The organism is Sedimentitalea sp. (assembly GCF_039973035.1).
Classification (GTDB): Bacteria; Pseudomonadota; Alphaproteobacteria; order Rhodobacterales; family Rhodobacteraceae; genus Sedimentitalea.
The window spans coordinates 73,894-99,366 of sequence record NZ_JBDWLR010000042.1 but is presented as its reverse complement, the minus strand read 5'-3'; the positions used below and the strand labels follow the sequence as shown (position 1 = coordinate 99,366).

Sequence of the window (25,473 nt, the reverse complement as noted above, 5' to 3'; positions counted from 1 at the left end):
CTCCGGCGGGAGTATTTTGGCAAAGATGAAGGGGGCGAAGCAGCATCAGCGATCGATCTCCCCGAACACGACATCCATGGTTCCGATGATCGCCGCGACGTCGGCCAATTGGTGCCCGCCCGCTACATAATCCATCGCCTGCAGGTGCAGGAAACCCGGGGCGCGGATCTTGGCGCGGTAGGGTTTGTTGCTGCCATCGGCCACAAGATAGACGCCGAATTCGCCCTTGGGGGCCTCGACGGCGGCATAGACTTCGCCAGCTGGGACGTGGAACCCTTCGGTATAAAGCTTGAAGTGATGGATCAGGCTTTCCATCGAGGTCTTCATGTCACTGCGCGACGGCGGGGTGATCTTGCCACGGGCCAGGATATCACCCTTGCCTTCGGGGGCGCGCAGCTTTGTAATCGCCTGATTGATGATGTGCAGCGACTGGCGCATCTCTTCCATGCGGACGAGATAGCGGTCGTAGCAATCGCCGTTTTTGCCGACCGGGATCTGAAACTCGAACTCATCATAGCATTCATAGGGCTGCGAGCGGCGCAAATCCCAGGCAAGACCCGAGCCGCGCACCATGACGCCGGAGAAGCCGTAATCGAGGATGTCCTGCTCGGACACGACACCGATATCGGCGTTGCGTTGTTTGAAGATACGGTTTTCGGTCAATAGCCCGTCGATATCGGCCATCACACGGGGGAAATCAGCGGCCCATGTTTCGATATCGTCGATGAGATCGTCGGGCAGATCCTGATGTACTCCACCGGGCCGGAAATAGGCGGCGTGCAGCCGCGCGCCGCAGGCACGTTCATAGAACACCATCAGCTTTTCGCGCTCTTCAAACCCCCAGAGCGGAGGCGTCAGCGCGCCAACGTCCATCGCCTGTGTCGTCACGTTCAGCAGATGGTTGAGGATGCGGCCGATCTCGGAATAAAGCACCCGGATCAGGCTGGCGCGGCGCGGCACCTCGACCCCGGTCAGTTTTTCGATGGCCAGACACCAGGCATGTTCCTGATTCATCGGCGCGACATAATCGAGGCGGTCGAAATAGGGCAGATTCTGCAGGTAGGTCCGGCTTTCCATCAGCTTTTCGGTGCCGCGATGCAAGAGACCGATATGCGGGTCACAACGCTCGACGATTTCGCCGTCAAGCTCCAGCACCAGCCGCAGCACGCCGTGCGCCGCCGGGTGTTGGGGGCCAAAGTTGATGTTGAAGTTGCGAATCTTCTGTTCGCCGGTCAGGGCATCGGTCGATCCGTCGTCAAATTTCGAGCCGTCCATCTATCGTTTCTCCAGCTCTTGCAGCTTGATCCCCATCCACCACAGCAGCGCGATAGTGCCAAATGGAATCAGGCAGGCCGCAGCCCAGTATTTGTTGATGCCGAAGAACGGCAACAGCTTGAGCATCGGGATCGCCGTCAATGCCGACAGGATAAGCCACCACAAACCGTCCATTACTTCGCCTCCGGTTTCTCATCCCCTGGCAGGATGTATTCGGCCCCTTCCCAGGGGCTCATGAAGTCGAACTGCCGGTACTCCTGCACCAGCGACACGGGTTCGTAGACCACGCGCTTTTCCGCCTCGTCGTAGCGAACCTCGGTATAGCCCGTGGTCGGGAAATCCTTACGCAGCGGATGCCCGCGAAAGCCGTAGTCCGTCAGGATACGCCGCAGGTCCGGGTGGCCGGTAAACAGGATGCCGAACATGTCAAAGACTTCGCGCTCAAACCAGTTGGCCGAGGGGTGTACCTCGATGATCGACGGCAACATTTCATCTTCCCGCACGCCGACACGCAGGCGAATGCGGTGGTTCTGGTACATCGACAGGAAATGATAGACGACGTCAAAGCGCTTTGCCCGTTCGGGATAATCGACCGCCGTGATATCGACCAGCGACGAAAACCGGCAGGTCGCATCCGACTTCAGGAACTCGACAAACGGCACCAGCGAGGCCGGCGTCACATTCACGTTGAGCTCCCCATGGGTGACATCCCAAGCCAGCACACATTCCGGGCGCTTGAGCTCGATATGAGTTCCCAGTTCCTCTAGTGCGGCGCTCATCGTACGATCGTCCCTGTGCGGCGGATCTTGCGCTGAAGCTGCATCAGCCCATACAGTAACGCCTCTGCGGTGGGCGGGCAGCCCGGCACATAGATATCGACCGGAACGATGCGGTCGCATCCGCGCACCACCGAATAGCTATAGTGGTAATAACCGCCGCCATTGGCGCAGGAGCCCATAGAAATCACATAGCGCGGCTCGGGCATCTGGTCATAGACCTTGCGCAGCGCGGGCGCCATCTTGTTGGTCAGTGTCCCGGCAACAATCATCACATCCGACTGGCGCGGCGAGGCGCGCGGGGCGATGCCAAACCGTTCCGCATCATAGCGCGGCATCGATGTATGCATCATTTCCACGGCGCAGCAGGCCAATCCGAATGTCATCCAATGCAGGCTGCCGGTGCGGGCCCAGTTGATGATGTCTTCGGTCGAGGTCAGCAGAAAGCCCTTGTCCTGCAGTTCGGCATTCAGCGCTTGGGTGGCAACGTCCCTGTCAACGCCGGCAGTATTCCGGTTCGTCTGCCGTGCAGTCTCACCTACTCCCATTCCATCGCCCCCTTCTTCCATTCATAGGCGAACCCGAGCGTCAGCACGCCGAGAAACACCATCATCGACCAGAACGCCGTATCACTCAGATCCTTGAACCCGACGGCCCATGGAAACAGGAACGCAATTTCGAGATCAAAGATGATGAAGAGGATCGAGACGAGGTAGAATCTGACATCGAATTTCATGCGCGCATCGTCGAACGCGTTGAACCCACATTCATAGGCGCTGACCTTTTCAGGGTCAGGATTGCGCACAGCCAAGATCACCGCTGCCAGGATCAGAACGATTCCGAGTCCCACCGCGACGACCAGAAACACCAGGATCGGGAGGTATTCCCGCAACATCTCTTCCATGAGCGTCTCCATTCTTGCTGCGCACGGTATCACATGGCGCTGACTAAGGATTTGTCTACTCTTGCCGATCCGGGTGGTCAACCAAGGGAACACCTTGCGAACAGGCGTTATCGCCGCAGCGCAGAGCCGACTCACGCTGCCCGACCCTGCATTTGCACGGCTTGACCTGCGCATGTTGCCATGTGTTCATGTTCAAGAGCACCCGGACAAGAGCGGAGAAAATGATGCACCCGGCACTGACACGCGCCAGCGATTTTGCCCAAGAGTTGGGAATAAGCTGCCCCATTCTGCTTGCGCCGATGGCGGGGGCCTGTCCCGTCTCGCTCTCGGCGGCAGTCGCGGCGGGGGGCGGCATGGGCGCCTGCGGGGCATTGCTGATGACTCCGGAGCAGATCAACGGCTGGGCTCGCGACATGCGAGAAACATCAAACGGCAGCTTTCAGATGAACATCTGGATCCCGGACCCCACCCCCCGCCGAGATGCACAGCACGAAGCACATCTGCGCGATCATCTTGCGAAGTGGGGCCCTGCCGTACCTGAAGACGCGGCAGAGACGCCATTACTGGATTTCGACGAACAATGTCGCGCGATGCTCGCGGCGTCGCCGTCGGCAATGTCCTCGATCATGGGGCTGTATCCGCCGGATATCGTGGCCGAGATGAAAGCGCGCGGCATCAAGTGGTTCGCCACCGTCACCACGGTTGCCGAGGCGCGCGCCGCTGCCGAGGCCGGGGCAGATGTCATCGTCGCACAAGGGATGGAGGCTGGCGGTCATCGCGGTGCATTTGACGCGGATCAGGCTGCCAGTGCTTTGGTGGGGCTGTTTGCCCTGTTGCCCGCCGTGGCTGACGCCGTGGATGTCCCCGTGGTCGCAACCGGGGGCATCGCGGATGCACGGGGCATTGCCGCGGCGCTGGTACTCGGCGCATCGGCGGTGCAGATCGGAACCGGTTTTTTGCGCGCACCCGAGGCCCAGACCAATCCGACATGGGCTGCGGCTCTGGCCCGGACGGCGCCAGAGGATACAATTGCGACAACCGCGTTTTCAGGACGCTTGGGCCGATCCGTGCGAAATGCCTATGCCACCTCTGATGGTCCCGCCCCCGCGCCCTACCCTATTCAGCGGTCGCTGACCGGGCCGATGCGATCCAAGGCGGCGAAAGACGGCAACATTGATGCGATGCAGGCCTGGGCCGGGCAATCTGCGGCCCGCGCATCCGACGAGCCCGCAGAGCGCATCATCACCCGCTTGTGGGACGAAACGCTGTCACAGTTCGGCTGAGCACGCTCAGGACATCCATCTGGCCTTGCGCTTGTCAAAGAACGCGCCGATTCCCTCGGCGGCCTCTTCGGTCTCCCAACGATCGACCAACGCCCGGATGGTCATGTCGATCGCGGCATCGTCGATCTGCGGCGCCAGATCGCGCACCAGTTGCTTGGCTGACGCCACCGCACCCGGCGCGCAGGAGAGATAAGGCATCACCTCGCGCTCGACCGCCTCGGCCAGATCATCTGCTGGTACGATGCGCGCCAAGAGGCCCAGATCAATCCCTTCGGCAGCCCCGAACAGCCGCGCCGACATGAACACGCGACGCGCTCGTGCTTCGCCCATTCGCGCCACAACATAAGGCCCGATGGTCGCCGGGATCAGACCCAGCCGGGTTTCGGTTAGCCCCATCTTGATATGATCCGCCCCGATCGCAACATCACAGACGCTCATCAGACCCAGCCCGCCGCCAAAGGCATTGCCCTGCACCGCCCCGATCACTGGTTTGGGCAGCGTATTCAGCGCGCCCAGCATCTCGGCCAACTTGCGCGCCTCGCGAAAACGGGTCTCACTATCCGCCGCCATCTGCGCCTGCATCCAGCCAAGATCGCCACCTGCGCAGAAGGATTTTCCTTGCGCCGCCAGAACGACCACACGCACGGCATCGTCTGCGGACAACTGTGCCGCAGCCTCGGTCAATTCGGCAATCATCTGGGCTGACATGGCGTTGTGCTTGTCCACACGGATCAGCGTCAGAGTTGCCACACCCCTGTCATCGGTGACGATTTCGATCGTCTGATACATCATGCGTCTCCGCCGCGCATGGCCTGCGCCATGTCCGCCGCCTTGCGCAACACATCCATATCAAGCCCGGTTTCATAGCCGAGCCGCTGAAGATGATCCGCCACAGCCTCGGTCGCAACATTGCCGCTTGCACCGGGTGCATAGGGGCAGCCGCCCAGACCACCGACGGCAGCATCAAAGACACGCACGCCCAACGACAGTGAGGCGTCGATATTCGCAAGCGCCCGTCCCGCTGTGTCGTGATAATGCCCGGCCAGCCGCGACACCGGCACATGGTCGCGCACCGCGATCAACATGCGCGCGATACTGTCCGGCGTCGCCTGTCCGATGGTATCGCCCAATGAGATTTCATAGCAGCCGTGCGCAAACAGCGTATCGGCTAGTTCCGCCACCTTGGCAGGGTCCGTCTTGCCATCAAACGGACAATCCGTCACGCAGGAGATATAGGCCCGCACCGGCATGTCCACATGCCGCGCTGCCTCAAGAATCGGTTTGAAACGCTCGATCGTTTCGGCAATCGTCGCGTTCACATTCGCCTTTGAAAACCCTTCGCTGGCAGATGCAAACACCGCAATCTCGTCAGCCCCGGCGGTGCGCGCATCATCATATCCGCGCATGTTCGGCGTCAGCGCCGCATAGCGCACGCCAGGTGCGCGGTTGATCCCTGCCAGCACATCGCCGCTGCCGGCCATCTGCGGAACCCATTTCGGTGAAACAAAACTTGCCATCTCGATGCGCGTAAACCCGGCACCGCTCAGGCAATCGACCAGCGCGATCTTTTCTTCGACTGGTATCTCGCGCTTTTCGTTCTGCAGACCGTCACGCGGTCCAACCTCGAATATCTCAACAGAATCGCTCATCGTCTCTCCCAACGCAGTTTGGCCTGCACGACCCTAGCACCGTATTTTGGCGCGTCGATCAGTCTTCTTCGGGTTCAAGCCGCACAAGCGCGGCACCGGCCTCGACCTGCGCACCCGCTGTCGTCAACACTTCGGCCACGACACCATCGCGCGCGGCGAGCAAAGCGTGTTCCATCTTCATCGCTTCGAGCACTGCAAGCCTGTCGCCTGCGGCAACCGCCTGTCCGACCTCGGCAAACACCGACTTGACCAGTCCGGGCATCGGCGCCTCGATCAGGTTGCCATCCCCTGCTGCGCCCGTCGCCCGTTCAAGCGGGTCAATGATGTCAAAGGCGAGACCATAGGCGTCAAACACCGTGACGACACCGTCGGCGCTCGCTGTTTTGGGCATGGGGTCGCCACCGATCTGCCAGCGTCCGCCGATCTGCTGCGCGATGACCTCGTCCTCGCCCACGGTCCAGGACTGCCGACCCGGCCCGTCCGCCCGCATCTGCAATTCGGTCGGTTCGTCCTGCCACGCCAGCGTGACTGCGCGCACCAAGGGGTCCCACAGGGTAAAACCTGTCGCCCAATCGCCCCCCGTGACATCCAGTGCGACCATCCCCGCCGCCGCCCAGTGGCGTGGATCAGGCTCTGACGCAACGACAAGCGTATCGATATCGCGACCGATCAATCCTGTATCGACGTCACCCGAGGCAAAACCTTTATGCCGGGTCAATGCGCCCAGAAACGCGAGGTTGGTCACTGTCCCCGCCACCTGCGTCTCTGCCAACGCCCGATCAAGCCGGGCCAGCGCAACCGAACGGGTCGGCCCATGAACCGTGACCTTAGAGATCATCGGGTCATACCACGGCGATATCACATCTCCTGACCGCACGCCGCTATCTGCACGACAGCCGTCGGGGAATGACAGATGTGTCAGCGTGCCGGTTGCAGGCAGAAAGCCCTTTGGCACGTCCTCGGCATAAAGCCTCGCCTCAAACGCATGCCCGTTGATCGACAGATCGCCCTGTGCGGCGGGCAATGCCTCGCCTGAGGCGACACGCAATTGCCATTCAACCAGATCGACGCCGGTGATCGCTTCGGTCACGGGGTGTTCGACCTGCAGCCGCGTATTCATTTCCATGAACCAGAACCGATCCGGACGCAGCCCGTCGCTGGCATCGACGATGAACTCGACCGTACCGGCACCTGAGTAACCGATGGTTTCGGCGGCTCGCACACCGGCCTGCCCCATCGCTGCCCGCATGTCTTCAGTCATACCGGGGGCCGGCGCCTCTTCGATCACCTTCTGGTGGCGGCGCTGCAAGGAACAGTCCCGCTCAAACAGATGCACGGCATTTGTGCCGTCACCGAAAATCTGCACCTCGATATGCCGCGGTTTGGCGACGAATTTTTCAACCAATACGGCGTCATTGCCAAACGCGGTTTTCGCTTCGCCCCGTGCGCTGTCCAGCGCGGCGGCGAAATCTGCCGGTTTCTCGACCAGCCGCATGCCTTTGCCGCCACCGCCCGCAACTGCCTTGATCAGCACGGGATAACCGATGGCATCCGCCTCTGTCGCCAGATGATCGGGTTCCTGATTGTTGCCATGATAGCCCGGCACCACCGGCACACCGGCCTCTTCCATCAGCGCCTTGGCCGCGTCTTTCAGACCCATCTTGCGAATTGCGTCGCCCGATGGTCCGATAAATGTCAGCCCGGCCGCCTCGACCTGATCAACAAAATCGGGGTTTTCGGACAAAAAGCCATAGCCCGGGTGAATCGCCTGCGCACCAGTATCATGTGCCGCCTGAATAATCCGCTCGCCCTTCAGATAGCTGTCTGCCGGGGCCGGTCCGCCAATATGCACCGCCATATCGGCCATCTGCACATGTTTGGCACCGGCATCCGCATCCGAATAGACCGCGACACAGCGCACGCCCATCTTTTGTGTGGTTTCCATGATGCGGCAGGCAATTTCGCCGCGATTGGCAATCAGGATCGTGTCAAACATCGTGTTGGCCTTCCTCATTCAGTCGCAGCATTTTCAAACCCGAAATCATGATATCACCTCACATCCGGAACACGCCAAAGCGTGTATCCTCGATCGGTGCATTCAGAGCGGCGGACAGGCTCAATGCCAGCACATCACGCGATTTTCGAGGGTCGATGATGCCGTCGTCCCACAGCCTCGCGCTCGCATAAAGCGGATGGGACTGGTGCTCGAACATCTCGATTGTGGGACGCTTGAACTCTGCCTCTTCCTCGGATGACCATTCACCGCCGCCGCGCTCGATTGCATCGCGTTTGACCGTCGCCAGAACCCCGGCGGCCTGTTCGCCGCCCATCACAGAAATGCGGCTGTTGGGCCATGTCCACAAAAAGCGCGGCTGATAGGCCCGACCGGCCATGCCGTAGTTCCCGGCCCCAAACGAGCCGCCGACCAGCATGGTGATTTTGGGCACATTGGTCGAGGCAACGGCTGTGACCAGCTTGGCCCCGTGACGCGCGATGCCTTCGTTCTCGTATTTCCGCCCGACCATAAAGCCGGTGATGTTCTGCAAAAAGACCAGCGGAATTTTGCGCTGTGAACACAGTTCGACAAAATGCGCGCCTTTCTGGGCGGCCTCTGAAAACAGCACGCCATTATTGGCAATGATCCCAATCGGACAGCCTCTGAGATGGGCAAACCCAGTCACCAAGGTCTCGCCAAAGCGCGGCTTGAATTCATCAAACCGGCTGCCATCGACAAGACGTATGATCACTTCGCGAATATCGTAAGGCGTGCGCAAATCCGCAGGCACGACGCCCAAAAGCTCTTCCGGGTCATAGGCCGGCTCTTCCGGTGTTTCCCATTGGACGGTCGTAGGTTTGCCCCGGTTCAGCGACCCAACGGCACGCCGGGCGAGCGCCAGCGCATGCGCGTCGTCTTCGGCCAGGTAATCCGCCACCCCCGACAGGCGGGTATGTACATCGCCACCGCCCAGGTCCTCGGCGCTGACAACCTCGCCTGTCGCCGCCTTGACCAGTGGTGGACCGGCAAGGAAAATTGTCCCCTGCTCGCGCACGATAATGGTGACATCCGACATCGCAGGCACATAGGCGCCACCAGCGGTGCAGGACCCCATCACCACGGCAATCTGCGGGATACCCTTGCTGCTCATCCGGGCCTGATTGTAAAAGATGCGCCCGAAATGGTCGCGGTCCGGAAACACCTCGTCCTGGTTCGGCAGGTTCGCCCCGCCACTATCGACCAGATAGATACAGGGCAGATGGTTTTCTTCGGCGATTTCCTGAGCGCGCAGGTGTTTCTTGACGGTCATCGGGTAATAGGTGCCGCCCTTTACGGTGGCGTCATTACAGACAACCATGACCTCTTGTCCCTGCACCCGCCCGATCCCGGCTATCACGCCTGCACAGGGGGCTGCACCATCATACATGTCATGTGCCGCCGTTGCGCCGATCTCAAGAAAGGGCGAGCCCGCATCCAGCAGGTTCGCAACCCGTCGGCGCGGCAACATCTTGCCCCGGCTTTCGTGACGGGCACGGGATTTCTCGCCCCCGCCGAGCCGGGCAGCCCCGGTGGCGGTACGGATGGTCTCTAGCGCCTCTAGATGCGCGGCGCGGTTCTGTTTGAAACCGTCCGAAGACGGGAGAGCGCTTGATGTCAGTCTCACTGTTCAGCCTCCTGTTCCGCCGCTGCGCGACGATAATTGTCGAAGCGGGCCACCATCCGGGCGACGGTCAACCGCAATCCATCAGAAAATCAGTTCTTCCTCGGCACGCAGGTGTTGCAAGGTGATGCTCAACGCAAACACAAAGCCTGTCAACGCGTGGCACTCCCATCAGAATTGCCCCTGCGCTTTCCCCTGAGAACCGCGATCCTGCAGGGCGCGACATGGCTTAGCTCATTGTTCCCAGCATCTCGCGGCCCACCAGCATCCGGCGGATTTCGCTGGTGCCCGCGCCGATTTCCATCAGCTTGGCATCGCGAAAAATGCGGCCAACCGGGTTGTCGGACAGGTATCCGGCACCACCCATCGCCTGCACCGCCTGATGCGCCTGAACCATCGCCTGTTCCGAGGCATAGAGACAACAGGCGGCGGCATCCTGACGGGTCACGTCCCCCCGGTCACAGGCCTTGGCGACCTCGTAGACATAGGCACGGGCGCTGTTCATCGCCGTGTACATGTCGGCCATCTTGCCCTGCATCAACTGAAAGCTGCCGATGGGTTTCCCGAATTGTTTGCGCTCGGCCATATACGGCATGATCTCGTCCAGACAGGCCGCCATGATGCCGGTGCCAATCCCGGCCAGAACCACACGTTCATAGTCGAGACCCGACATCAGGACCGCAACACCGCGCCCTTCTTCACCAAGGATGTTTTCGAATGGAACTTCACAGTCTTCAAAGATCAGCTCAGCCGTATTTGACCCACGCATGCCGAGCTTGTCGAAATGCGGACTGGTGCTGAACCCTGTCATGCTCTTTTCAATCAGGAATGCGGTGATCCCTTTGCTGCCCGCTTCGGGGTCAGTCTTGGCGTAGACCACCAGCGTATCCGCATCGGGGCCATTGGTGATCCAGTATTTGGTGCCGTTCAGGACAAAGCGGTCATTGCGCTTTTCCGCGCGCAGCTTCATCGAAACGACGTCGGAACCTGCCCCCGCTTCGGACATCGCCAACGCACCGACATGCTCGCCCGACACCAGCCCCGGCAGGTATTTCTGCCTCTGCTCGTCTGTGCCGTTCAGCTTGATCTGGTTCACACAGAGATTGGAATGCGCACCGTAGGAAAGTGAGACCGACGCGCTGGCCCGAGCGATTTCTTCAACCGCAATGACATGCGCCAGATACGACATCCCGGCACCGCCGAACTCTTCGGGGACGGTAATACCCAGCAAACCCAGTTCACCCATCTCCTTCCAGAGAGGCGCCGGAAATGTGTTGCTGCTGTCGATCTCTGCGGCCAGTGGCTTGACCCGGTCCTGCGCCCAGCGATGCACCATATCCCTAAGTGCATTGACATCCTCACCCAGGTCAAACTGCATTGAAGCGTTGAACATCGCGGTCTCCTCCCGTTTAATGAACAAGTGTTCAATAAACCCTTAGCAGCCAGATCCGAGTCGGTCAACTGCCATGGTCGGTGCAGTCGAGCAGCCCCAACTGGATTGCCGAGACGGCACAGGTTGTCTGTCGAAGCAGCGCTGATTCGCCCACCTCGTCGGGCGTGAGGTTGTATCGGTGCACAGCCCGCCCCGCATAACGCGCGACGCAACCTCAATACCGGCTTCGAGGGTGGGTTATTGCTGGCGAAAGCAAAGTAAAAGACGCTCTGTCATTGGCCATTTTGGGTCACGCTCTTCAAGGACTCAAGCGCCAGACCGAGGCTGATCGGGCCATTCCAATGAGGTCATTCAGTCGATCCGGTCCGCCAAGCGGATCGCTTCAGCCGATCAGGTCCGCAACAATCGCGGGCAAATCCGCAAACTGACGCAACAGCGCTTCTGGCTCCAATGCCGCCATGTCGGCCCCAGACGGCCCGAACGTGACCAGCACTGACGGCACCCCGGCGGCCCGCGCGGTGTTGCGGTCGGTATCGGAATCACCGATCAGTACGCAATGCGCCGGGTCGCCACCGGCCCGCCGTGCCGCTTCGCGCAGCGGTTCGGGGTCGGGCTTGCGTACGGGTAACGTGTCGGCCCCCACCATCGAAGCAAAGGCATCGCGCACCCCAAGTTGGCGGAGCAAAAGTTCCGCCAACGCCTCGGGTTTGTTGGTGCAGATCCCGACTCCATATCCGGCACTCTTCAGCGCCTCGACGGCATCCATCGCACCGGGATACAACACAGTATGGGTGTCGATTGCACCACGATAGGCATCAAGCAGCACGGGATACTGTGCCTCGACAGTCGTCACATCATACAAACCCAACCGCTCCAAGCCGTGGCGCAGCATCATCTTGCCCCCGCGTAGGGCGATCCCGGCATCCTGCCCGGGCACCAGAACATCACCATGGCCCAGTTCCCGAAAACAGGCATTCGCCGCTGCCAGTAAGTCGCCCGACGTGTCGGCCAGCGTTCCATCCAGATCGAAAATCACTGTGCGCATCATCTACCCCGTTTGCCGAACTGGCGGCATTTCGCCCGCCTCTGTTGCATACCGCAACCTTGTTTGATTGCCGCAAGCCTTGCCATGCGGTGCCCAGCGGATAAAACGGTCGGAACAAAAACACAAAGAGAATTCATATGAGTATAGCATTGGTCATTCTGGCCGCGGGCAAGGGAACACGGATGGAATCCGATCTGCCCAAGGTTCTGCACCCGATCGCACAGGTGCCAATGCTTGTGCATGCGATGCGGGCCGGTGCTGCGCTTGAGCCCGACGAGGTGGTGATCGTCGCAGGACACGGTGCCGATCTGGTCACCAAGACGGCACAGGCCGAAAACGAAAACGCCCGGATCGTGCTGCAGACCGAACAACAGGGCACCGCCCACGCCGTTGATCAGGCTCGCGAGGCATTGGCTGATTTCAAGGGCGACGTGGTTGTCCTCTATGGCGATACGCCGTTTGTGCAGCCTGAAACGCTGGAACGGATGGTGGCCGCGCGAACCGATCATGATTTGGTCATTCTGGGGTTTCACGCCGCCGACCCCGGACGCTATGGGCGGTTGGTGACCGAAGGCGAACACCTGCAACGCATCGTTGAATTCAAGGACGCGACCGAGGCAGAGCGCGCAATCACGCTCTGCAACAGCGGGCTTGTCGCGTGTGATGCCAAAACGTTGTTCGATTTGATAGCTGCCGTGGGCAACGACAACGCGGCGGGCGAATACTATCTTACCGATATTGTCGCACTGGCGAACCAGCGGGGCCTGTCCGCGACGGCGGTGACCTGTGAGGAAACCGAAACGCTTGGGGTGAATTCCCGCGCGGAACTGGCTGCGGCAGACGGTGTTTTTCAGGCGCGCGCCCGCGCGGACCTTCTGGCGCTTGGCGTCACTCTGATGGCCCCTGAAACCGTCTATCTCGCGCAGGACACGGTGATCGGCCGCGACACGGTGATCGAACCCAACGTGGTCTTTGGCCCCGGCGTCACGGTGGAATCCGGAGCAACCATCCGCGCGTTTTCACATCTGGAAGGCTGCCATGTCAGCCGAGGTGCCGTGATTGGCCCATATGCCCGCCTGCGCCCCGGCGCCGAACTGGCCGAAGGCGCGCGTGTCGGAAATTTTGTCGAAATCAAGAACGCCCTCATCGACGAAGGCGCCAAGGTCAATCACCTGTCCTATATCGGCGATGCGTCGGTCGGTGCCCGAGCGAATATCGGCGCAGGCACCATCACCTGCAACTATGACGGGGTGATGAAGCACCAGACCAATATTGGAGCCGATGCCTTTATCGGGTCAAACACCATGTTGGTTGCGCCGGTATCCGTCGGCAATCACGCGATGACCGCGACCGGATCGGTGATCACCCGGAATGTCGATGACGAAGCGATGGCAATTTCCCGAACCAAGCAGGAAAACAAGCCGGGACGTGCCCGGAAGCTGTTTGAAATGTTAAAGGCCAAAAAGGCCAGACGCGATAAGGAACGGTAATCATGTGTGGTATTGTAGGGGTTCTGGGCAGCCATGAAGTGGCTCCGATACTGGTTGAGGCGCTCAAGCGACTTGAATATCGCGGCTATGACAGCGCCGGGATCGCCACGCTGAATGACGGGGTTCTGAATCGGCGTCGTGCGGTTGGCAAACTTGTCAATCTCAGCGATCTGCTGGTCCACGAACCGCTGGCTGGCAAGTCCGGCATCGGCCATACCCGCTGGGCCACACATGGTGCGCCCTCGGTCAAGAACGCCCACCCGCATCGCGCCGGGGGCGTTGCCGTGGTTCACAACGGCATCATCGAGAACTATCGCGAATTGCGCGCGGAACTGGCTGATGAGGGCATTCAGTTCACCACGGATACCGATACGGAAACCGTCGCCCTGCTGACAGAACTGTATATATCGCAAGGCAATGATCCAATTGCGGCCGCCTACAAGACACTTGCACGGCTCGAGGGCGCCTTTGCCCTCGCCTTCCTCTTTGACGGCAACGACGATCTCATCATTGCCGCGCGCAAGGGGTCTCCGCTCGCCATCGGGCATGGGGATGGCGAGATGTTCGTGGGCAGCGACGCGATCGCGCTTGCCCCCCTGACCGACCGCATCACCTATCTGGAAGAAGGCGATCGTGCGGTTGTCACCCGCCAGGGCGTCACCATTCATGACGCCAACGGCAAACTCGCCAACCGTGCGATCAAAAAGATCAAACGCGAGAGCGCCAGCGTCGACAAGGCGGGCCACAAGCATTTCATGGCCAAGGAAATCGCCGAACAGCCCGAAGTGATCGGCGACGCCATCCGCCACTACTTGCCCAGTGGCGATGACATGGTTAACCTGCCCGGCGATGGCATTGATTTCACCAAGGTCCAACGGCTTACGATGGTGGCCTGCGGCACAGCCTATTACGCCTGCCTGACCGCGAAGTACTGGTTCGAGCAAATCGCGCGCCTGCCGGTCGAGGTCGATGTCGCGTCGGAATTTCGCTATCGCGAGCCTCCGATCACCGAAGGTACGCTGGCCCTGTTTGTCAGCCAATCCGGCGAAACCGCCGACACGCTGGCCGCGCTGCGCTATTGCCGCGACAAGGCGGACAAGATCGTTTCCGTGATCAATGTCCCCGAAAGCTCGATTGCCCGTGAAAGCGATCTGGCCCTGCCGATCCTCGCAGGAGTAGAGATTGGCGTTGCCTCAACCAAGGCCTTTACCTGTCAGCTTACCGTGCTCCTGATGCTCGCGATCAAGGCGGCAGCGGACCGAGGCGAATTGGATGCCGAAACCGTCGCCGATCACATCGCAGCCTTGCGGGGCTTGCCCGCGATCCTGAACGTGGCGCTGGACCAGAACGACACGATCAAGACCGCCGCCCAACGTCTGAGCGAGGCGCGGGACGTGCTGTTCCTCGGGCGTGGGCAGATGTACCCTCTTGCGCTGGAAGGCGCGCTGAAGCTAAAAGAAATCAGTTATATACACGCCGAAGCTTATGCGTCAGGTGAGCTAAAACACGGTCCCATTGCGCTTATCGACAAGCATATGCCTGTGGTGGTGATGGCGCCGCGTGATAGTTTATTCGACAAGACGGTTTCGAACATGCAGGAAGTCATGGCGCGTCGCGGCAAGGTCATTCTGGTCTCCGATGATCGCGGAATCTCTGAGGCGAGCGATGGTGTCTGGGACACGATCCGAATGCCGCATATTCACACCTCGCTCGCGCCGATCCTCTATGCCGTTCCCGCGCAGTTACTGGCCTATCACACTGCCGTCGCCAAAGGCACCGACGTGGATCAACCACGCAATCTGGCGAAGTCGGTAACGGTGGAATAGATGGCAAAACAGTTTACGAGTCTCGACGCCAAGCATCAGGAATTTATCGCAGAGCAGCATCTTTTCTTTGTCGCGACGGCCGACGAAGGTGGGCGGATAAATCTGTCTCCCAAGGGCGGCGATGCCTTGCGTGTTCTATCACCCACCCGGCTCGTCTGGCGCAATCTAACGGGTTCGGGAAACGAAACCGCAGGGCATCTCGCGCGGGTCAACCGCATGACCGCGATGTGGTGCAGTTTTGAGAAACGCCCGCTGATCCTGCGCGCCTACGGGCAGGCGCGCACCGTTCACCCTCGCGACGAAGATTGGGACGAACTGGACGGCCACTTTCCGCCCCATATCGGTGCAAGACAGGTTTATGACATGAGCATCGAAATGGTTCAGACCTCATGCGGGTATCAGGTGCCTTTCATGGCGTTTGAACGAGATCGCGATACGCTCGACAAGTGGGCTGATGACCGTGGGCCACACGGCATTTCCGCTTATTGGGATGAACGAAACCGCGAGACGATTGACGGTCTGCCCACCGGCATCCTGCCGGAATGAACAGCGACGACCTCTTGATAACTCTTGCGCAACAGGGCGACGCCGCAAAGGCGTCGCAGATGGCGCGTTATCACAAGGCAAACCGCCGGTATCTGGGCGTCGGCAACCCGATCCTGAACGACCTTGCCCGCGATCTGCGGCAGGACCTGTCGCTGGATGCGCGCATTGCACTGGCCCGCGACCTCTGGGCCACCGATGTCCATGAAATCCGCATCCTCGCGGCAAAGCTGTTCACCCAAGCCCGGATTCGCCCGGATGAAGACGTTTGGTCCTTGATTCAGAGTTGGGTGCCCGATTGTGACGCCTGGGCCATCGCCGACCATGTCTGCATGGCGGGGCAAAAACGTCTTGTCGCAGATCCCACGCGACTTGATACAGTCGAGGGTTGGACCCGGTCCGATCATATGTGGACCCGGCGCGCGGCACTTGTGATCACCCTGCCTTGGACAAAGCAGAATCATCCAAAACCCGAGGAGTTGGCCCACCGCGACCGTATATTGGGATGGGCGGCAAGCTATGTCCCCGACCGCAACTGGTTCATCCAAAAGGCTGTCGCATGGTGGCTGCGCGATCTGTCCAAACATGACGCGCCGCGTGTACAGGCCTTTCTCGCGGAACATGGCGACGCGATGAAACCCTTTGCCCGCAAGGAAGCGGGAAAATACCTGCCAAGGCCCTAACCGACTTCGGATTTTACGTTCCGCAAATGCGGAAAGTCACCTTCGGCGATATAGGCATCCTCCTGCGGCGTCGACAGCCGGCCCAAGACGGCATTGCGATGCGGATGGCGCCCGAACCGTTCAATGTTCGCGGAAACGCGGGCGTGCTGCCCTCTGAGCATGTCTCCGGCGACCACGATCGGCTCTGGCAGGCGCGATGCTATGCCATCCACGACGTCATCAAGCAGGCGCATCCTTTCCAGATGACCCGGCCCCTCACAATGCGAGATCGCGATCACAAAAAACGTCTGCCCCCAGGGCTCCAATGCATCAAAATCCCCATTGTCGATGCCCGCCCGTGCCAGCCGCGCCGCTTTGATGTCCTGCGCAAAGGCTGCCGGCGTGTCGCGCCACAAGGATCGGGGAAACTGGTCCAGCGCGATCAGCAAGGCCAACCGCCCGCGCGGTGTGCCCGCCCAATGGTCCAGTGCGCCCGTCGCCGCCGCACGTGTCAGCCCGGCAAAACGCGCAATGATCTCAGCGTCCATACCGCCTTGCATCCGTTCGTCCCAGAACGCCGCGTGGCTCTCGGGCGCATTTTCATGTCCGTTGTCGGGAAACCAGAATTCCAACACCATTTCCGGCGAGTATGTTTCCGTGTCCATGGCGTTCCTCCCCGAATGACGAAACCCTAGCGCGGTAAATTTCACCGGGCAACCGACGCAATCTCAGGGTACCGACCTATATGCCCCTTGCCGCGTCGCAACCGCCGCTTTACCTATAAGGCATGACAGCACCTTTAATTGACCCCTTTGCCCGCGCCATCACCTATCTGCGCGTTTCCGTCACCGACCGGTGCGATTTCCGCTGTGTCTATTGCATGTCCGAGAACATGACCTTTCTGCCCAAGAAAGAGCTTCTGACACTCGAAGAACTCGACCGCATGTGTTCGACATTTGTCGGTCTGGGGGTGGAAAAGCTGCGCATCACGGGCGGTGAGCCGTTGGTCCGCAAAGGTATCATGACATTCTTTGATGCCATGACCCGCCATCTGGACAGCGGCGCACTCAAGGAACTGACCCTCACCTCCAATGGCAGCCAACTTGAGCGTTTTGCCGACGATCTTTACGCCGCTGGCGTGCGCCGGGTGAACATTTCGCTCGACACGCTGGACGAGGGCAAATTCGCCGACATCACCCGCTGGGGCCGCCTGCCCCAGGTCATTCGTGGCATCGACGCCGCACAGCGCGCCGGATTGCGGGTCAAGCTGAACGCCGTCGCGCTTAAGGGGTTCAACGAAGAGGAATTGCCGACCATCACCAAATGGTGTGCTGAACGGGACATGGACCTGACCTGGATTGAAGTCATGCCGATGGGCGATATCGGCAACGAGAACCGCATTGATCAATATTGGTCGCTCAAGGATGTGCGCCGCACTTATGCCGAACATTATACCGTCACTGATCTGGCGGAACGTACGGGCGGACCCGCGCGTTATGTTCGGCTTGAAGAAACCGGGCAAAAGATCGGCTTTATCACGCCGCTCACCCATAACTTCTGCGAAAGCTGCAACCGTGTGCGCCTGACCTGCACAGGGGAACTGTTCATGTGCTTGGGTCAGGAGGACAACGCCGATCTGCGCGCACCGCTGCGCGATCACCCGGACAGTGATGCGCCGCTGCGCGACGCCATCCGCGCCGCCATTTCGCATAAGCCCAAAGGTCACGATTTCGACTATTCTCGCCAGCGACCCGACGGGCAGATGTCACGTCATATGAGCCACACGGGCGGCTGATGACCCGCCCCGTCGCCGCGCCGACGGCTCTGTTTCGCTTTTATCGCGGGGCTGCAAGGGTGCTATCGCCGCTGGCCTATTCGGTTGTTTCGCGCAAGTTGCGCCGTCACGATGTCAGCCCGCGCCGGATGCACGAACGCCTTGGCAACGCCAGCGAGCGTCGCCCCGCCGGACGGCTGATCTGGTTTCACGCGGCAAGCGTCGGGGAAAGCCTGTCGGTCCTGACCCTGATCACCCATATGGGCGACTATCTGACCGACGCCGAGTTCCTGATCACCAGCGGCACCGCCACATCCGCCGCCCTGATCGCGCGCCGCCTGCCCCCGCGCACCCGGCATCAATTTGTGCCCTTGGACGCGCCCGGCCCGGTCACACGATTTTATGACCACTGGCGACCCGACGCGGGCATCTTTGTCGAGAGCGAGCTTTGGCCCGTGATCCTGACCGAAGGCCAAAAACGCGGCGTGCCGCTTGCCCTTCTGAACGCCCGGCTGTCTGAAAAATCGGCCAGAACCTGGCAAAAGGTCCCGGACACCGCCCGCTTCGTTCTGGATCATTTCGCCCTGATGCTGACCCAGAATGCCGAGATCGCCGACCGTCTGCTTTCGATCGGGGCCAATCCCGAACGCGTTGAAGTGGGCAGCAATCTCAAGGCGACCTCGGCCCCCTTGCCGGTCGATCACGACACTCTGGCGCATTTGCAAAGTGCGCTTGGTCGACGGCCCATCTGGGTTGCCAGCTCCACACATCCGGGCGAGGAACAGATCGTTCTGGAGGCCCATCAACACTTGGTGAAAGATCACCCAGATCTTTGCCTGCTGTTGGTTCCACGCCACCCCGAACGCGGCGATGAGGTTGCCGCATTGGTACATGAGGCCGGGTTGCGCATGGCGAGGCGCACCGCACAAGATCCGATCACCGCCGACACACAGGTCTACATGGCGGATACCCTGGGCGAGACCGGGACGTGGTATGCACTTAGTCCGCTGGTGTTTCTGGGTGGCTCGCTCCTCCCCATTGGTGGACACAACCCTTACGAGGTCGCGCAGGCCGGGGCCGCCGTGATGACCGGACCCCATGTCACAAATTTCGCCGAAACCTATGCACCGCTGATCGAAATGGGCGGTGCGGTTGAAGTGGCTGATGCTGCAGAGCTGGCCACTGGAATGAATCTTTGGTTGGACGCGCCCAAGGTTCTGGCCGAGACCCGCGCCGCCGCCGCCGATTTCGTTGCGCAGCAGCAGAATAAACTCGCCGGGCTGGTCGACACACTCTGCACCGCACTCGGGCTCGCGCCTCGTGCCTGATCTGTTCGTAACCAACCTGAATCCGCGCTTTACCGGCGTGTCCGCGACTGCCGCCAACGTCATTCGCCAACAGGCCAAATCCCACGATCTGCGCCTTGTGGGCCATCCGTTGCCCGGTTGCCCCGATCCGATCACGGTGGCAGAGGCTCGTGCGTTGTCACGGACCCCACCCGGAGATCGCCCATTTTCGATCTGGCATGTCCGCCGCAATCCGGAAATGCGCGCGGCGATCTGGGCGCGCGACGTTCTGCGCCTGCCCATCCGGATCGTGTTCACCTCTGCGGCGCAGCGTCGGCATTCGGCTTACCCCCGTTGGCTTATCAGCCGTATGGATGCGGTCATCGCCACGACAGAAACGGCGGCGGACTATGTCCCCCACGTGCGCGCCGTGGTTCCGCATGGCGTCGATACGGATCTGTTCGCTCCGGCGCAGGACCGCGCGTCGGACTGGGCCGCGCTTGGCTTTGGCGGCACCATGGGCATCGCCACGCTCGGCCGCGTCCGCCCGGAAAAAGGCACAGACCAGTTTGTCGCCACCATGCTGCGCCTGTTGCCCCGACTGCCCGGTGCGGTCGCGCTGGTGCTGGGGCGTGCGACACGGGAACATCAGGGGTTTCAACAGGGATTAATGGATCAGATCAGCGCGGCGGGCCTGTCTGACCGGATTCTGTTTCCCGGCGAGATTCCTGCGGCTGAATTGCCCGCGTTGTTGCGCACTCTGTCGCTGGTCGTGCAGCTCCCCCGATACGAAGGTTACGGCATGGTGCCACTCGAAGGCATTGCCAGCGGGGTGCCGTTTGTCGGCAGCGACGCCGGATATTACCGGGCATTCTCCGCACAGGAGCGCGCCGGCGTTATCGTGGATCAGGACGATCCGGATCAGGCCGCCGAGGCCGCACTTGGGATTCTTGCGGACAAGGATCGGCACGACACCATGTCCGTCGCAGCCCGCGACGTGGCAAGCACCGCCTTTAGCGCCGCCGGGGAAGCCAAGGGGATTGAGGCTGTCTATCAAGAACTTTGGCGGGGCAGCTGAGACAAGCCCGCATCAAATACCTGATCCTTAATACGGGTTAACCTGTTTCGCGCGCGAAACAAATTGCTGGAACCCGTTGAAATTGCAGTCCTTGGAAACCTTCCGCTCAGGCGGCCGGCATCCGTTGTTCCACAATCTCGGCCCACCAGCTGCATCCGGCCGGAATCGCCTCGTCAGAGAAATTGTAGTCCGGATGATGCACAGGCGCGGTATCGCCATTGCCAACGAGGATATAGGCGCCGGGGCGCTCTTCAAGCATAAAGGCAAAATCCTCGCCCCCCATGACCAGTGGCGCATCATCGCAGTCGCCCGAGACCTTGCGCGCAACATCGGCGGCAAAGGCGGTCTGTTCGTCATGGTTCACCATCACCGGATAGCCACGATAATAGGTGACATCCGCGCTGCCCCCGAATGTCGCGGCAACGCCGTTGCAGATATCCTTGATCCGTTGCTCCGCGAGGTCACGCATGGCCGCGCTCATCGTGCGCACGGTGCCTTTAAGATGAACTTCTTGCGGGATCACGTTGAACGCCTTTGACGAAGTTTCAAACGAAGTCACCGACACCACGACCTGATCCACAGGATCGGCATTGCGGCTGGCAATGGTCTGCAAGGTCATCACGACCTGCGACGCCATCACCGTGGTATCAATGGTTTCCTGCGGTTTGGCCGCGTGACCGCCGCGCCCTTTCAGCGTGATGTCAAACTGGTCGGTCGCCGCAAAGAACGCACCGGGGCGAATGGCAAAGCTGCCGACCGGCCGGCCCGGCCAGTTGTGCATCCCGTAAACCTCTTGAATGCCCCACCGTTCCATCATGCCGTCTTCGCACATTTCACGACCGCCGCCGCCGCCTTCTTCGGCGGGCTGAAAGATCACGACGACCGTGCCGTCGAAATTTCGAGTCTCTGACAGGTACTTGGTCGCGCCCAGCAGCATCGCGGTGTGCCCGTCATGTCCGCAGGCGTGCATCGCACCATCGGTCTTGCTGGCATAATCGAGCCCGGTTGTCTCGTGGATAGGCAGTGCATCCATGTCGGCGCGCAGCCCGATCACCTTACCCTGACTGTCGGATTTGCCCTTGATCACACCCAAAACCCCGGTGCGCCCGATGCCGGTCACCACTTCGTCACACCCAAATGCCTTGAGCTTTTCGGCGACAAGCGCGCTGGTGCGATGCGTTTCGAACAGGATTTCCGGGTTCTCGTGGATATCGCGGCGCCAGGTGGTGATTTCATCCTGCAATTCTGCAAAGCGATTCTTGACGGGCATGGTGGTATCTCCTGATTCTTGCAAAATGTGTGGATGCTGTTGTGTAGGTTCTACGCCTCTGGCATCCGCCGCTCAACCAGTTCAGCAAGGCAGAGACAGCCCGTCGGCGTGTTTTCGTCAATGCAGGTGTCGCGCCGTACAGCGGACCATGGCAAAGCCCTCTACCCCTCCTATAACCGGGAGAGCAGCCGACCCATGAAATCAACGCCCGCATTGAACTGGGCGATCTCTATGAATTCGTTGGGCTGGTGTGCCTGCTCAATGTCGCCGGGTCCGCAGACCACAGCGGAATAGCCTGCGTCCTGAAACTGCCCGGCTTCGGTCCCATAGCTGACCACATGCGCGGCATTATCACCTGTGATTGCCCGCACCATCGCCTCGGCCTCGCCATCTTCTTCGGGGCGCAGGCCCGGAACGTCAAACAAAGGCTCAAGATCAATGCCGGTTTCCGGGCGGACACTCTGCATGCGCGCCTCGACCTCGCGCACATGATCGACAAATCGCTGTTTCCACGCCTCTGAATCCTCACCCGGTACCACCCGCGTTTCAAAATCAAGCCGACAATCCTTGGCGGTAATGTTGCGCGCCGTTCCGCCCTGGATATTGCCGACATGAAGTGTGGTGAAGGGTGGCACGAACATCGCCGCCACGGGGGTCGGCTCGGCCGTCTGTATCTCGGCATTGGTGGCGTTGACCCATTCCAATATCCGCCCCGCCTCGAGAATTGCGCTGACACCGGACGGCAAGAGCGAGCTATGCACCTCAAACCCACGAACATGCACGGAATACCCCTGCCCGCCCTTGTGACCGGTTACCGCTTTCATCATCGAAGGCTCGCCCACGATGACGGCGCTACCCTTGGGCAGAACAGGCTGCATCGCTTCGATCATCGGCGGCGCACCTGTGCACCCGATCTCTTCATCAAAGCTGAGCGCCAGTTGCAGCGGCCGTTTCAAGCCGCGCGCTTGTGCCTCGACCATCGCCCAGATGGCAATGGCGTCAAACCCTTTCATGTCGCAGGTGCCGCGCCCGTAATAACGCCCGTCTTTCTCGACCACAGTGAACGGATCAGTGTCCCAGGGCTGGCCATCGACGGGGACAACATCGGTGTGCCCTGAGAGAACCACCGCGCCTTCCTCCCACGGCCCGACGTGAGCAAAGAGCGCGGCCTTGGGCTGATCCGGGTGATAATAGCGGTGCGCGGTGATGCCGTGACTGTTCAGGTAGTCCTCCACCCAATCAATCAGCGGCAGGTTGGTATCACGGCTGACAGTTGGAAAGCTGATGAGCTTTGTCATCAGTTCGAGCGGTGAAAGGCGTTTAGGCATCAGGTCCTCTTAATCGGTCAATGGCCGGGGTGGTCACGATTGCACGGCTTCTCCGAAGAACACCAATGTGCAGTCTTCGTCCGCGACATGGAACTCTCGCTGGCCATACTCTTGATTAAATGGCGCGCGCACGCGACCGGAGGGCAAGGTATCCAGCTTTGGGCGGAGCTGTTCGTAAAAAGCATCGATGCCGGCGACATCAATGTAGAAGGACCCTTCCCGCTCGGGGCTGTGCAGATCAATCGACGCGTCCACTTCTACAAGACGGATCGCCACGGAATCCCAACGCAGGAACGCGTAGTTCTCGGCCTGAAACCCAACGGTAAATCCCAGCATATCCCGGTAGAACTCTATTTGTGTCTGCGGTGACGTACACGGCACAAACGGGGTAATCTGGTTTAGCCGGGGTTCCATCAATATCCGCTGTCGGTGGTCAGCACGTAATGCCCCGGCTCGACCTCGTCATAGACCGAGGGGGCGGGTTGATAGTCGACACCGTGAATCGGCGAGGGGATCGGTTTGAAATTGAGATCCTTTTCCGACTTGCGACGGCGCGGATCGGCAATCGGGACCGCCTTCATCAAGGCCTGCGTATAAGGGTGTTGCGGGTTCTCGAACACCCGGGCGCGAGGGCCCATTTCGACGATCCGTCCCAAGTACATCACACCGACCTGATGGCTGACACGTTCGACCACCGCCATGTCGTGACTGATGAATAGAAAGGACAGCCCCAATTCGGATTGCAGTTCCATCATCAGGTTCAAAACCTGCGCCTGCACTGACACATCCAGCGCGCTGACGGCCTCATCCGCGATGATCAGCTTGGGGTTCAAGGCAAGTGCGCGCGCGATGGCCACGCGCTGACGCTGACCACCGGAAAGTTCGTGGGGATAGCGGCGCATGAAGCTGCGCGGCAGTTCCACCCGCTCAAACAGCATCGCCACCCGGTCGCGTATCGTCGCCGCCGAGTTGGTGCCATAGTTGCGCAGCGGTTCGGCAACCTGATCCACCAACTGCATCTGCGGATTCAGCGACGCAAACGGATCCTGAAAGATCATCTGCATATCCAGCCGGGCTTCGCGCAGGCCACGCCCGTCCAGTTTGACAATGTCGACCCCATCCAGATTGATCTCACCCGACATTGGCTCGACGAGACGCAGGATCGACCGACCGGCGGTGGATTTGCCACAACCTGATTCCCCAACAAGGCTGAGGGTCTGGCCACGATTGATGGTAAAGGACACATCCTCGACCGCGTGAACATTGGCGACCGTGCGCCTGAAAAAGCCTCCCTTAACCGGAAAGCGCGTGGTCATGTTGCGCACGGTGAGCAGCACTTCGTCAGTGCCCAGGATCGGTTCAATCTTTTGCCCTTCGACGCCGAGCAGCTTCATCGGTTCCGGCGCGACCTTGCCTCGCATCTCGCCCAGCTTGGGCACAGCGGCCAGCAACGCCTTGGTGTAATCGTGTTGTGGAGCCTCGAAAATTTCCTCGACGGTGCCTTCCTCGACCTTGTGACCCCGGAACATGACCACGACCCGGTCGGCCATCTGAGCGACCACGGCCATGTCATGAGTGATGAACATCACGGCAGTGCCGGTCTCGCGTTTCAGCCGATCCATCAACGCCAGAATTTCCGCTTGAATCGTCACATCCAGCGCGGTTGTCGGTTCATCCGCGATCAACAGGCGGGGTTCGCAGGCCATCGCCATGGCAATCACAACCCGTTGGCGCATGCCACCGGACAATTCATGCGGATATTGCTTCAGACGTCGTTCGGGTTCAGGAATGCGCACCTCGCGCAACAGCACAAGTGCACGTTTCTCGGCCTCGGCTTTTGACAGGCCCTTGTGGACCCGCAGACCTTCGGTCAGTTGCCGCCCGACTGTGAACACCGGGTTCAGGGCGGTCATCGGCTCTTGAAAGATCATCCCGATTTCATTGCCGCGAATCTGGCGCATCAGGTCCTGATCGGCCTGCACCACGTCCAGTTCCTGCCCGTCGCGGCGATCAAATATCAACCGGCCCGCGCCGATTTCGCCACCGCCGAATTCGACAAGGCGCATCAGCGACAGCGATGTTACAGACTTGCCGGAACCGGACTCACCGACAATGCAGACGGTCTCGCCCGGGTTGACATCGAACGACACATCCTCGACCCCGACCACCGGTCCGTCCTTGGTCTGGAACTCGACTTTGAGCCCTCTGATCTGTGCAATCGGTTGGTCCAGCACG

The 25,473-nt window shown here is 60.4% G+C and carries 24 protein-coding genes; 8 read left to right on the top strand and 16 right to left on the bottom strand.

Translation table 11 applies throughout. The features are described 5' to 3' along the window. Window positions 1-45 precede the first annotated feature (45 nt). From ABJO75_RS09165 to ABJO75_RS09145, 5 genes are read right to left on the bottom strand one after another with little or no spacing between them, the layout of a single operon-like run. Window positions 46-1,275 (bottom strand): NADH-quinone oxidoreductase subunit D, encoded by a 1,230-nt coding sequence (locus tag ABJO75_RS09165; RefSeq protein WP_348135472.1) that lies wholly within the window; start codon window positions 1,273-1,275, stop codon window positions 46-48. Then, entirely contained in the window at window positions 1,276-1,449 is a 174-nt protein-coding gene (locus ABJO75_RS09160) for a hypothetical protein (RefSeq protein WP_348135470.1), read from the bottom strand. It lies immediately after the preceding gene. Further along, complete coding sequence (locus ABJO75_RS09155; protein WP_348135468.1) at window positions 1,449-2,054, bottom strand: NADH-quinone oxidoreductase subunit C; 606 nt, start codon at window positions 2,052-2,054, stop codon at window positions 1,449-1,451. The genes ABJO75_RS09160 and ABJO75_RS09155 overlap by 1 nt, the downstream gene beginning before the upstream one ends. Continuing rightward, window positions 2,051-2,599 carry an NADH-quinone oxidoreductase subunit B family protein gene (locus tag ABJO75_RS09150; protein ID WP_348135466.1) on the bottom strand — a complete coding sequence of 183 codons (549 nt, stop codon included), beginning with the start codon at window positions 2,597-2,599 and terminating at the stop codon, window positions 2,051-2,053. Before ABJO75_RS09150 ends, ABJO75_RS09155 begins: the two co-directional genes overlap by 4 nt. Beyond that, the gene (locus ABJO75_RS09145; protein WP_348135463.1) at window positions 2,590-2,955 is read right to left on the bottom strand and encodes an NADH-quinone oxidoreductase subunit A; all 366 of its coding nucleotides are present in this window, start codon (window positions 2,953-2,955) and stop codon (window positions 2,590-2,592) included. The genes ABJO75_RS09150 and ABJO75_RS09145 overlap by 10 nt, the downstream gene beginning before the upstream one ends. A gap of 221 nt (window positions 2,956-3,176) precedes the next feature. On the opposite strand from ABJO75_RS09145, the gene ABJO75_RS09140 reads away from it, so the two are divergent. Then, the gene (locus ABJO75_RS09140; RefSeq protein ID WP_348135461.1) at window positions 3,177-4,238 is read left to right on the top strand and encodes a nitronate monooxygenase; all 1,062 of its coding nucleotides are present in this window, start codon (window positions 3,177-3,179) and stop codon (window positions 4,236-4,238) included. Between the two features lie 6 nt (window positions 4,239-4,244). Here ABJO75_RS09140 and ABJO75_RS09135 read toward each other — a convergent pair whose 3' ends face one another. From ABJO75_RS09135 to ABJO75_RS09110, 6 genes are all read right to left on the bottom strand, one after another. Continuing rightward, window positions 4,245-5,027 (bottom strand): crotonase/enoyl-CoA hydratase family protein, encoded by a 783-nt coding sequence (locus tag ABJO75_RS09135; protein ID WP_348135592.1) that lies wholly within the window; start codon window positions 5,025-5,027, stop codon window positions 4,245-4,247. Next, window positions 5,027-5,887 (bottom strand): hydroxymethylglutaryl-CoA lyase, encoded by an 861-nt coding sequence (locus ABJO75_RS09130; RefSeq protein WP_348135459.1) that lies wholly within the window; start codon window positions 5,885-5,887, stop codon window positions 5,027-5,029. The genes ABJO75_RS09135 and ABJO75_RS09130 overlap by 1 nt, the downstream gene beginning before the upstream one ends. Window positions 5,888-5,945: 58 nt before the next feature. Further along, window positions 5,946-7,883, bottom strand: coding sequence for an acetyl/propionyl/methylcrotonyl-CoA carboxylase subunit alpha (locus ABJO75_RS09125; protein ID WP_348135457.1), 1,938 nt, complete (start codon window positions 7,881-7,883; stop codon window positions 5,946-5,948). Window positions 7,884-7,941: 58 nt separating this feature from the next. Next, window positions 7,942-9,546, bottom strand: coding sequence for a carboxyl transferase domain-containing protein (locus tag ABJO75_RS09120; RefSeq protein WP_348135455.1), 1,605 nt, complete (start codon window positions 9,544-9,546; stop codon window positions 7,942-7,944). A 226-nt stretch (window positions 9,547-9,772) separates the two neighbouring features. Then, a complete protein-coding gene (locus ABJO75_RS09115; RefSeq protein ID WP_348135453.1) occupies window positions 9,773-10,936 on the bottom strand; it encodes an isovaleryl-CoA dehydrogenase in 1,164 nt (387 codons plus the stop codon). A 382-nt stretch (window positions 10,937-11,318) separates the two neighbouring features. Further along, complete coding sequence (locus ABJO75_RS09110; protein WP_348135451.1) at window positions 11,319-11,981, bottom strand: HAD-IA family hydrolase; 663 nt, start codon at window positions 11,979-11,981, stop codon at window positions 11,319-11,321. A gap of 137 nt (window positions 11,982-12,118) precedes the next feature. On the opposite strand from ABJO75_RS09110, the gene glmU reads away from it, so the two are divergent. The 4 genes from glmU to ABJO75_RS09090 are packed head-to-tail and all read left to right on the top strand — an operon-like array spanning window position 12,119 to window position 16,523. After that, entirely contained in the window at window positions 12,119-13,471 is a 1,353-nt protein-coding gene (gene glmU / locus ABJO75_RS09105) for a bifunctional UDP-N-acetylglucosamine diphosphorylase/glucosamine-1-phosphate N-acetyltransferase GlmU (protein WP_348135449.1), read from the top strand. 2 nt (window positions 13,472-13,473) lie between these two features. Further along, window positions 13,474-15,297 carry a glutamine--fructose-6-phosphate transaminase (isomerizing) gene (glmS, locus tag ABJO75_RS09100; protein WP_348135447.1) on the top strand — a complete coding sequence of 608 codons (1,824 nt, stop codon included), beginning with the start codon at window positions 13,474-13,476 and terminating at the stop codon, window positions 15,295-15,297. Continuing rightward, the gene (locus tag ABJO75_RS09095) at window positions 15,298-15,843 is read left to right on the top strand and encodes a pyridoxamine 5'-phosphate oxidase family protein (RefSeq protein WP_348135445.1); all 546 of its coding nucleotides are present in this window, start codon (window positions 15,298-15,300) and stop codon (window positions 15,841-15,843) included. It abuts the gene before it with no gap. After that, window positions 15,840-16,523 (top strand): DNA alkylation repair protein, encoded by a 684-nt coding sequence (locus ABJO75_RS09090; protein WP_348135444.1) that lies wholly within the window; start codon window positions 15,840-15,842, stop codon window positions 16,521-16,523. Before ABJO75_RS09095 ends, ABJO75_RS09090 begins: the two co-directional genes overlap by 4 nt. Here ABJO75_RS09090 and ABJO75_RS09085 read toward each other — a convergent pair. Further along, window positions 16,520-17,167, bottom strand: coding sequence for a DUF924 family protein (locus ABJO75_RS09085; protein WP_348135442.1), 648 nt, complete (start codon window positions 17,165-17,167; stop codon window positions 16,520-16,522). The genes ABJO75_RS09090 and ABJO75_RS09085 overlap by 4 nt on opposite strands. A gap of 122 nt (window positions 17,168-17,289) precedes the next feature. On the opposite strand from ABJO75_RS09085, the gene moaA reads away from it, so the two are divergent. Genes moaA through ABJO75_RS09070 form a run of 3 tightly spaced genes read left to right on the top strand, consistent with a single transcriptional unit; the run spans window position 17,290 to window position 20,640 of the window. Continuing rightward, entirely contained in the window at window positions 17,290-18,297 is a 1,008-nt protein-coding gene (gene moaA, locus ABJO75_RS09080; RefSeq protein WP_348135440.1) for a GTP 3',8-cyclase MoaA, read from the top strand. Continuing rightward, complete coding sequence (locus ABJO75_RS09075) at window positions 18,297-19,604, top strand: 3-deoxy-D-manno-octulosonic acid transferase (protein WP_348135437.1); 1,308 nt, start codon at window positions 18,297-18,299, stop codon at window positions 19,602-19,604. Before moaA ends, ABJO75_RS09075 begins: the two co-directional genes overlap by 1 nt. Then, window positions 19,597-20,640 (top strand): glycosyltransferase family 4 protein, encoded by a 1,044-nt coding sequence (locus tag ABJO75_RS09070; protein WP_348135436.1) that lies wholly within the window; start codon window positions 19,597-19,599, stop codon window positions 20,638-20,640. The genes ABJO75_RS09075 and ABJO75_RS09070 overlap by 8 nt, the downstream gene beginning before the upstream one ends. 106 nt (window positions 20,641-20,746) lie before the next feature. Here the strand turns inward: ABJO75_RS09070 and ABJO75_RS09065 are convergent, their stop codons facing one another. The 4 genes from ABJO75_RS09065 to ABJO75_RS09050 all read right to left on the bottom strand — a co-directional run bounded on the left by ABJO75_RS09065 (window position 20,747) and on the right by ABJO75_RS09050 (window position 25,472). Next, window positions 20,747-21,910 (bottom strand): M20 aminoacylase family protein, encoded by a 1,164-nt coding sequence (locus ABJO75_RS09065; RefSeq protein WP_348135434.1) that lies wholly within the window; start codon window positions 21,908-21,910, stop codon window positions 20,747-20,749. Between the two features lie 170 nt (window positions 21,911-22,080). Next, entirely contained in the window at window positions 22,081-23,238 is a 1,158-nt protein-coding gene (gene argE, locus ABJO75_RS09060) for an acetylornithine deacetylase (protein WP_348135431.1), read from the bottom strand. 33 nt (window positions 23,239-23,271) lie between these two features. Further along, window positions 23,272-23,652: a VOC family protein gene (locus tag ABJO75_RS09055; protein ID WP_348135429.1), complete on the bottom strand. Its 381-nt coding sequence runs from the start codon at window positions 23,650-23,652 to the stop codon at window positions 23,272-23,274. Next, window positions 23,652-25,472, bottom strand: coding sequence for an ABC transporter ATP-binding protein (locus tag ABJO75_RS09050; protein WP_348135591.1), 1,821 nt, complete (start codon window positions 25,470-25,472; stop codon window positions 23,652-23,654). The genes ABJO75_RS09055 and ABJO75_RS09050 overlap by 1 nt, the downstream gene beginning before the upstream one ends. Between the last annotated feature and the right edge of the window lies 1 nt (window position 25,473).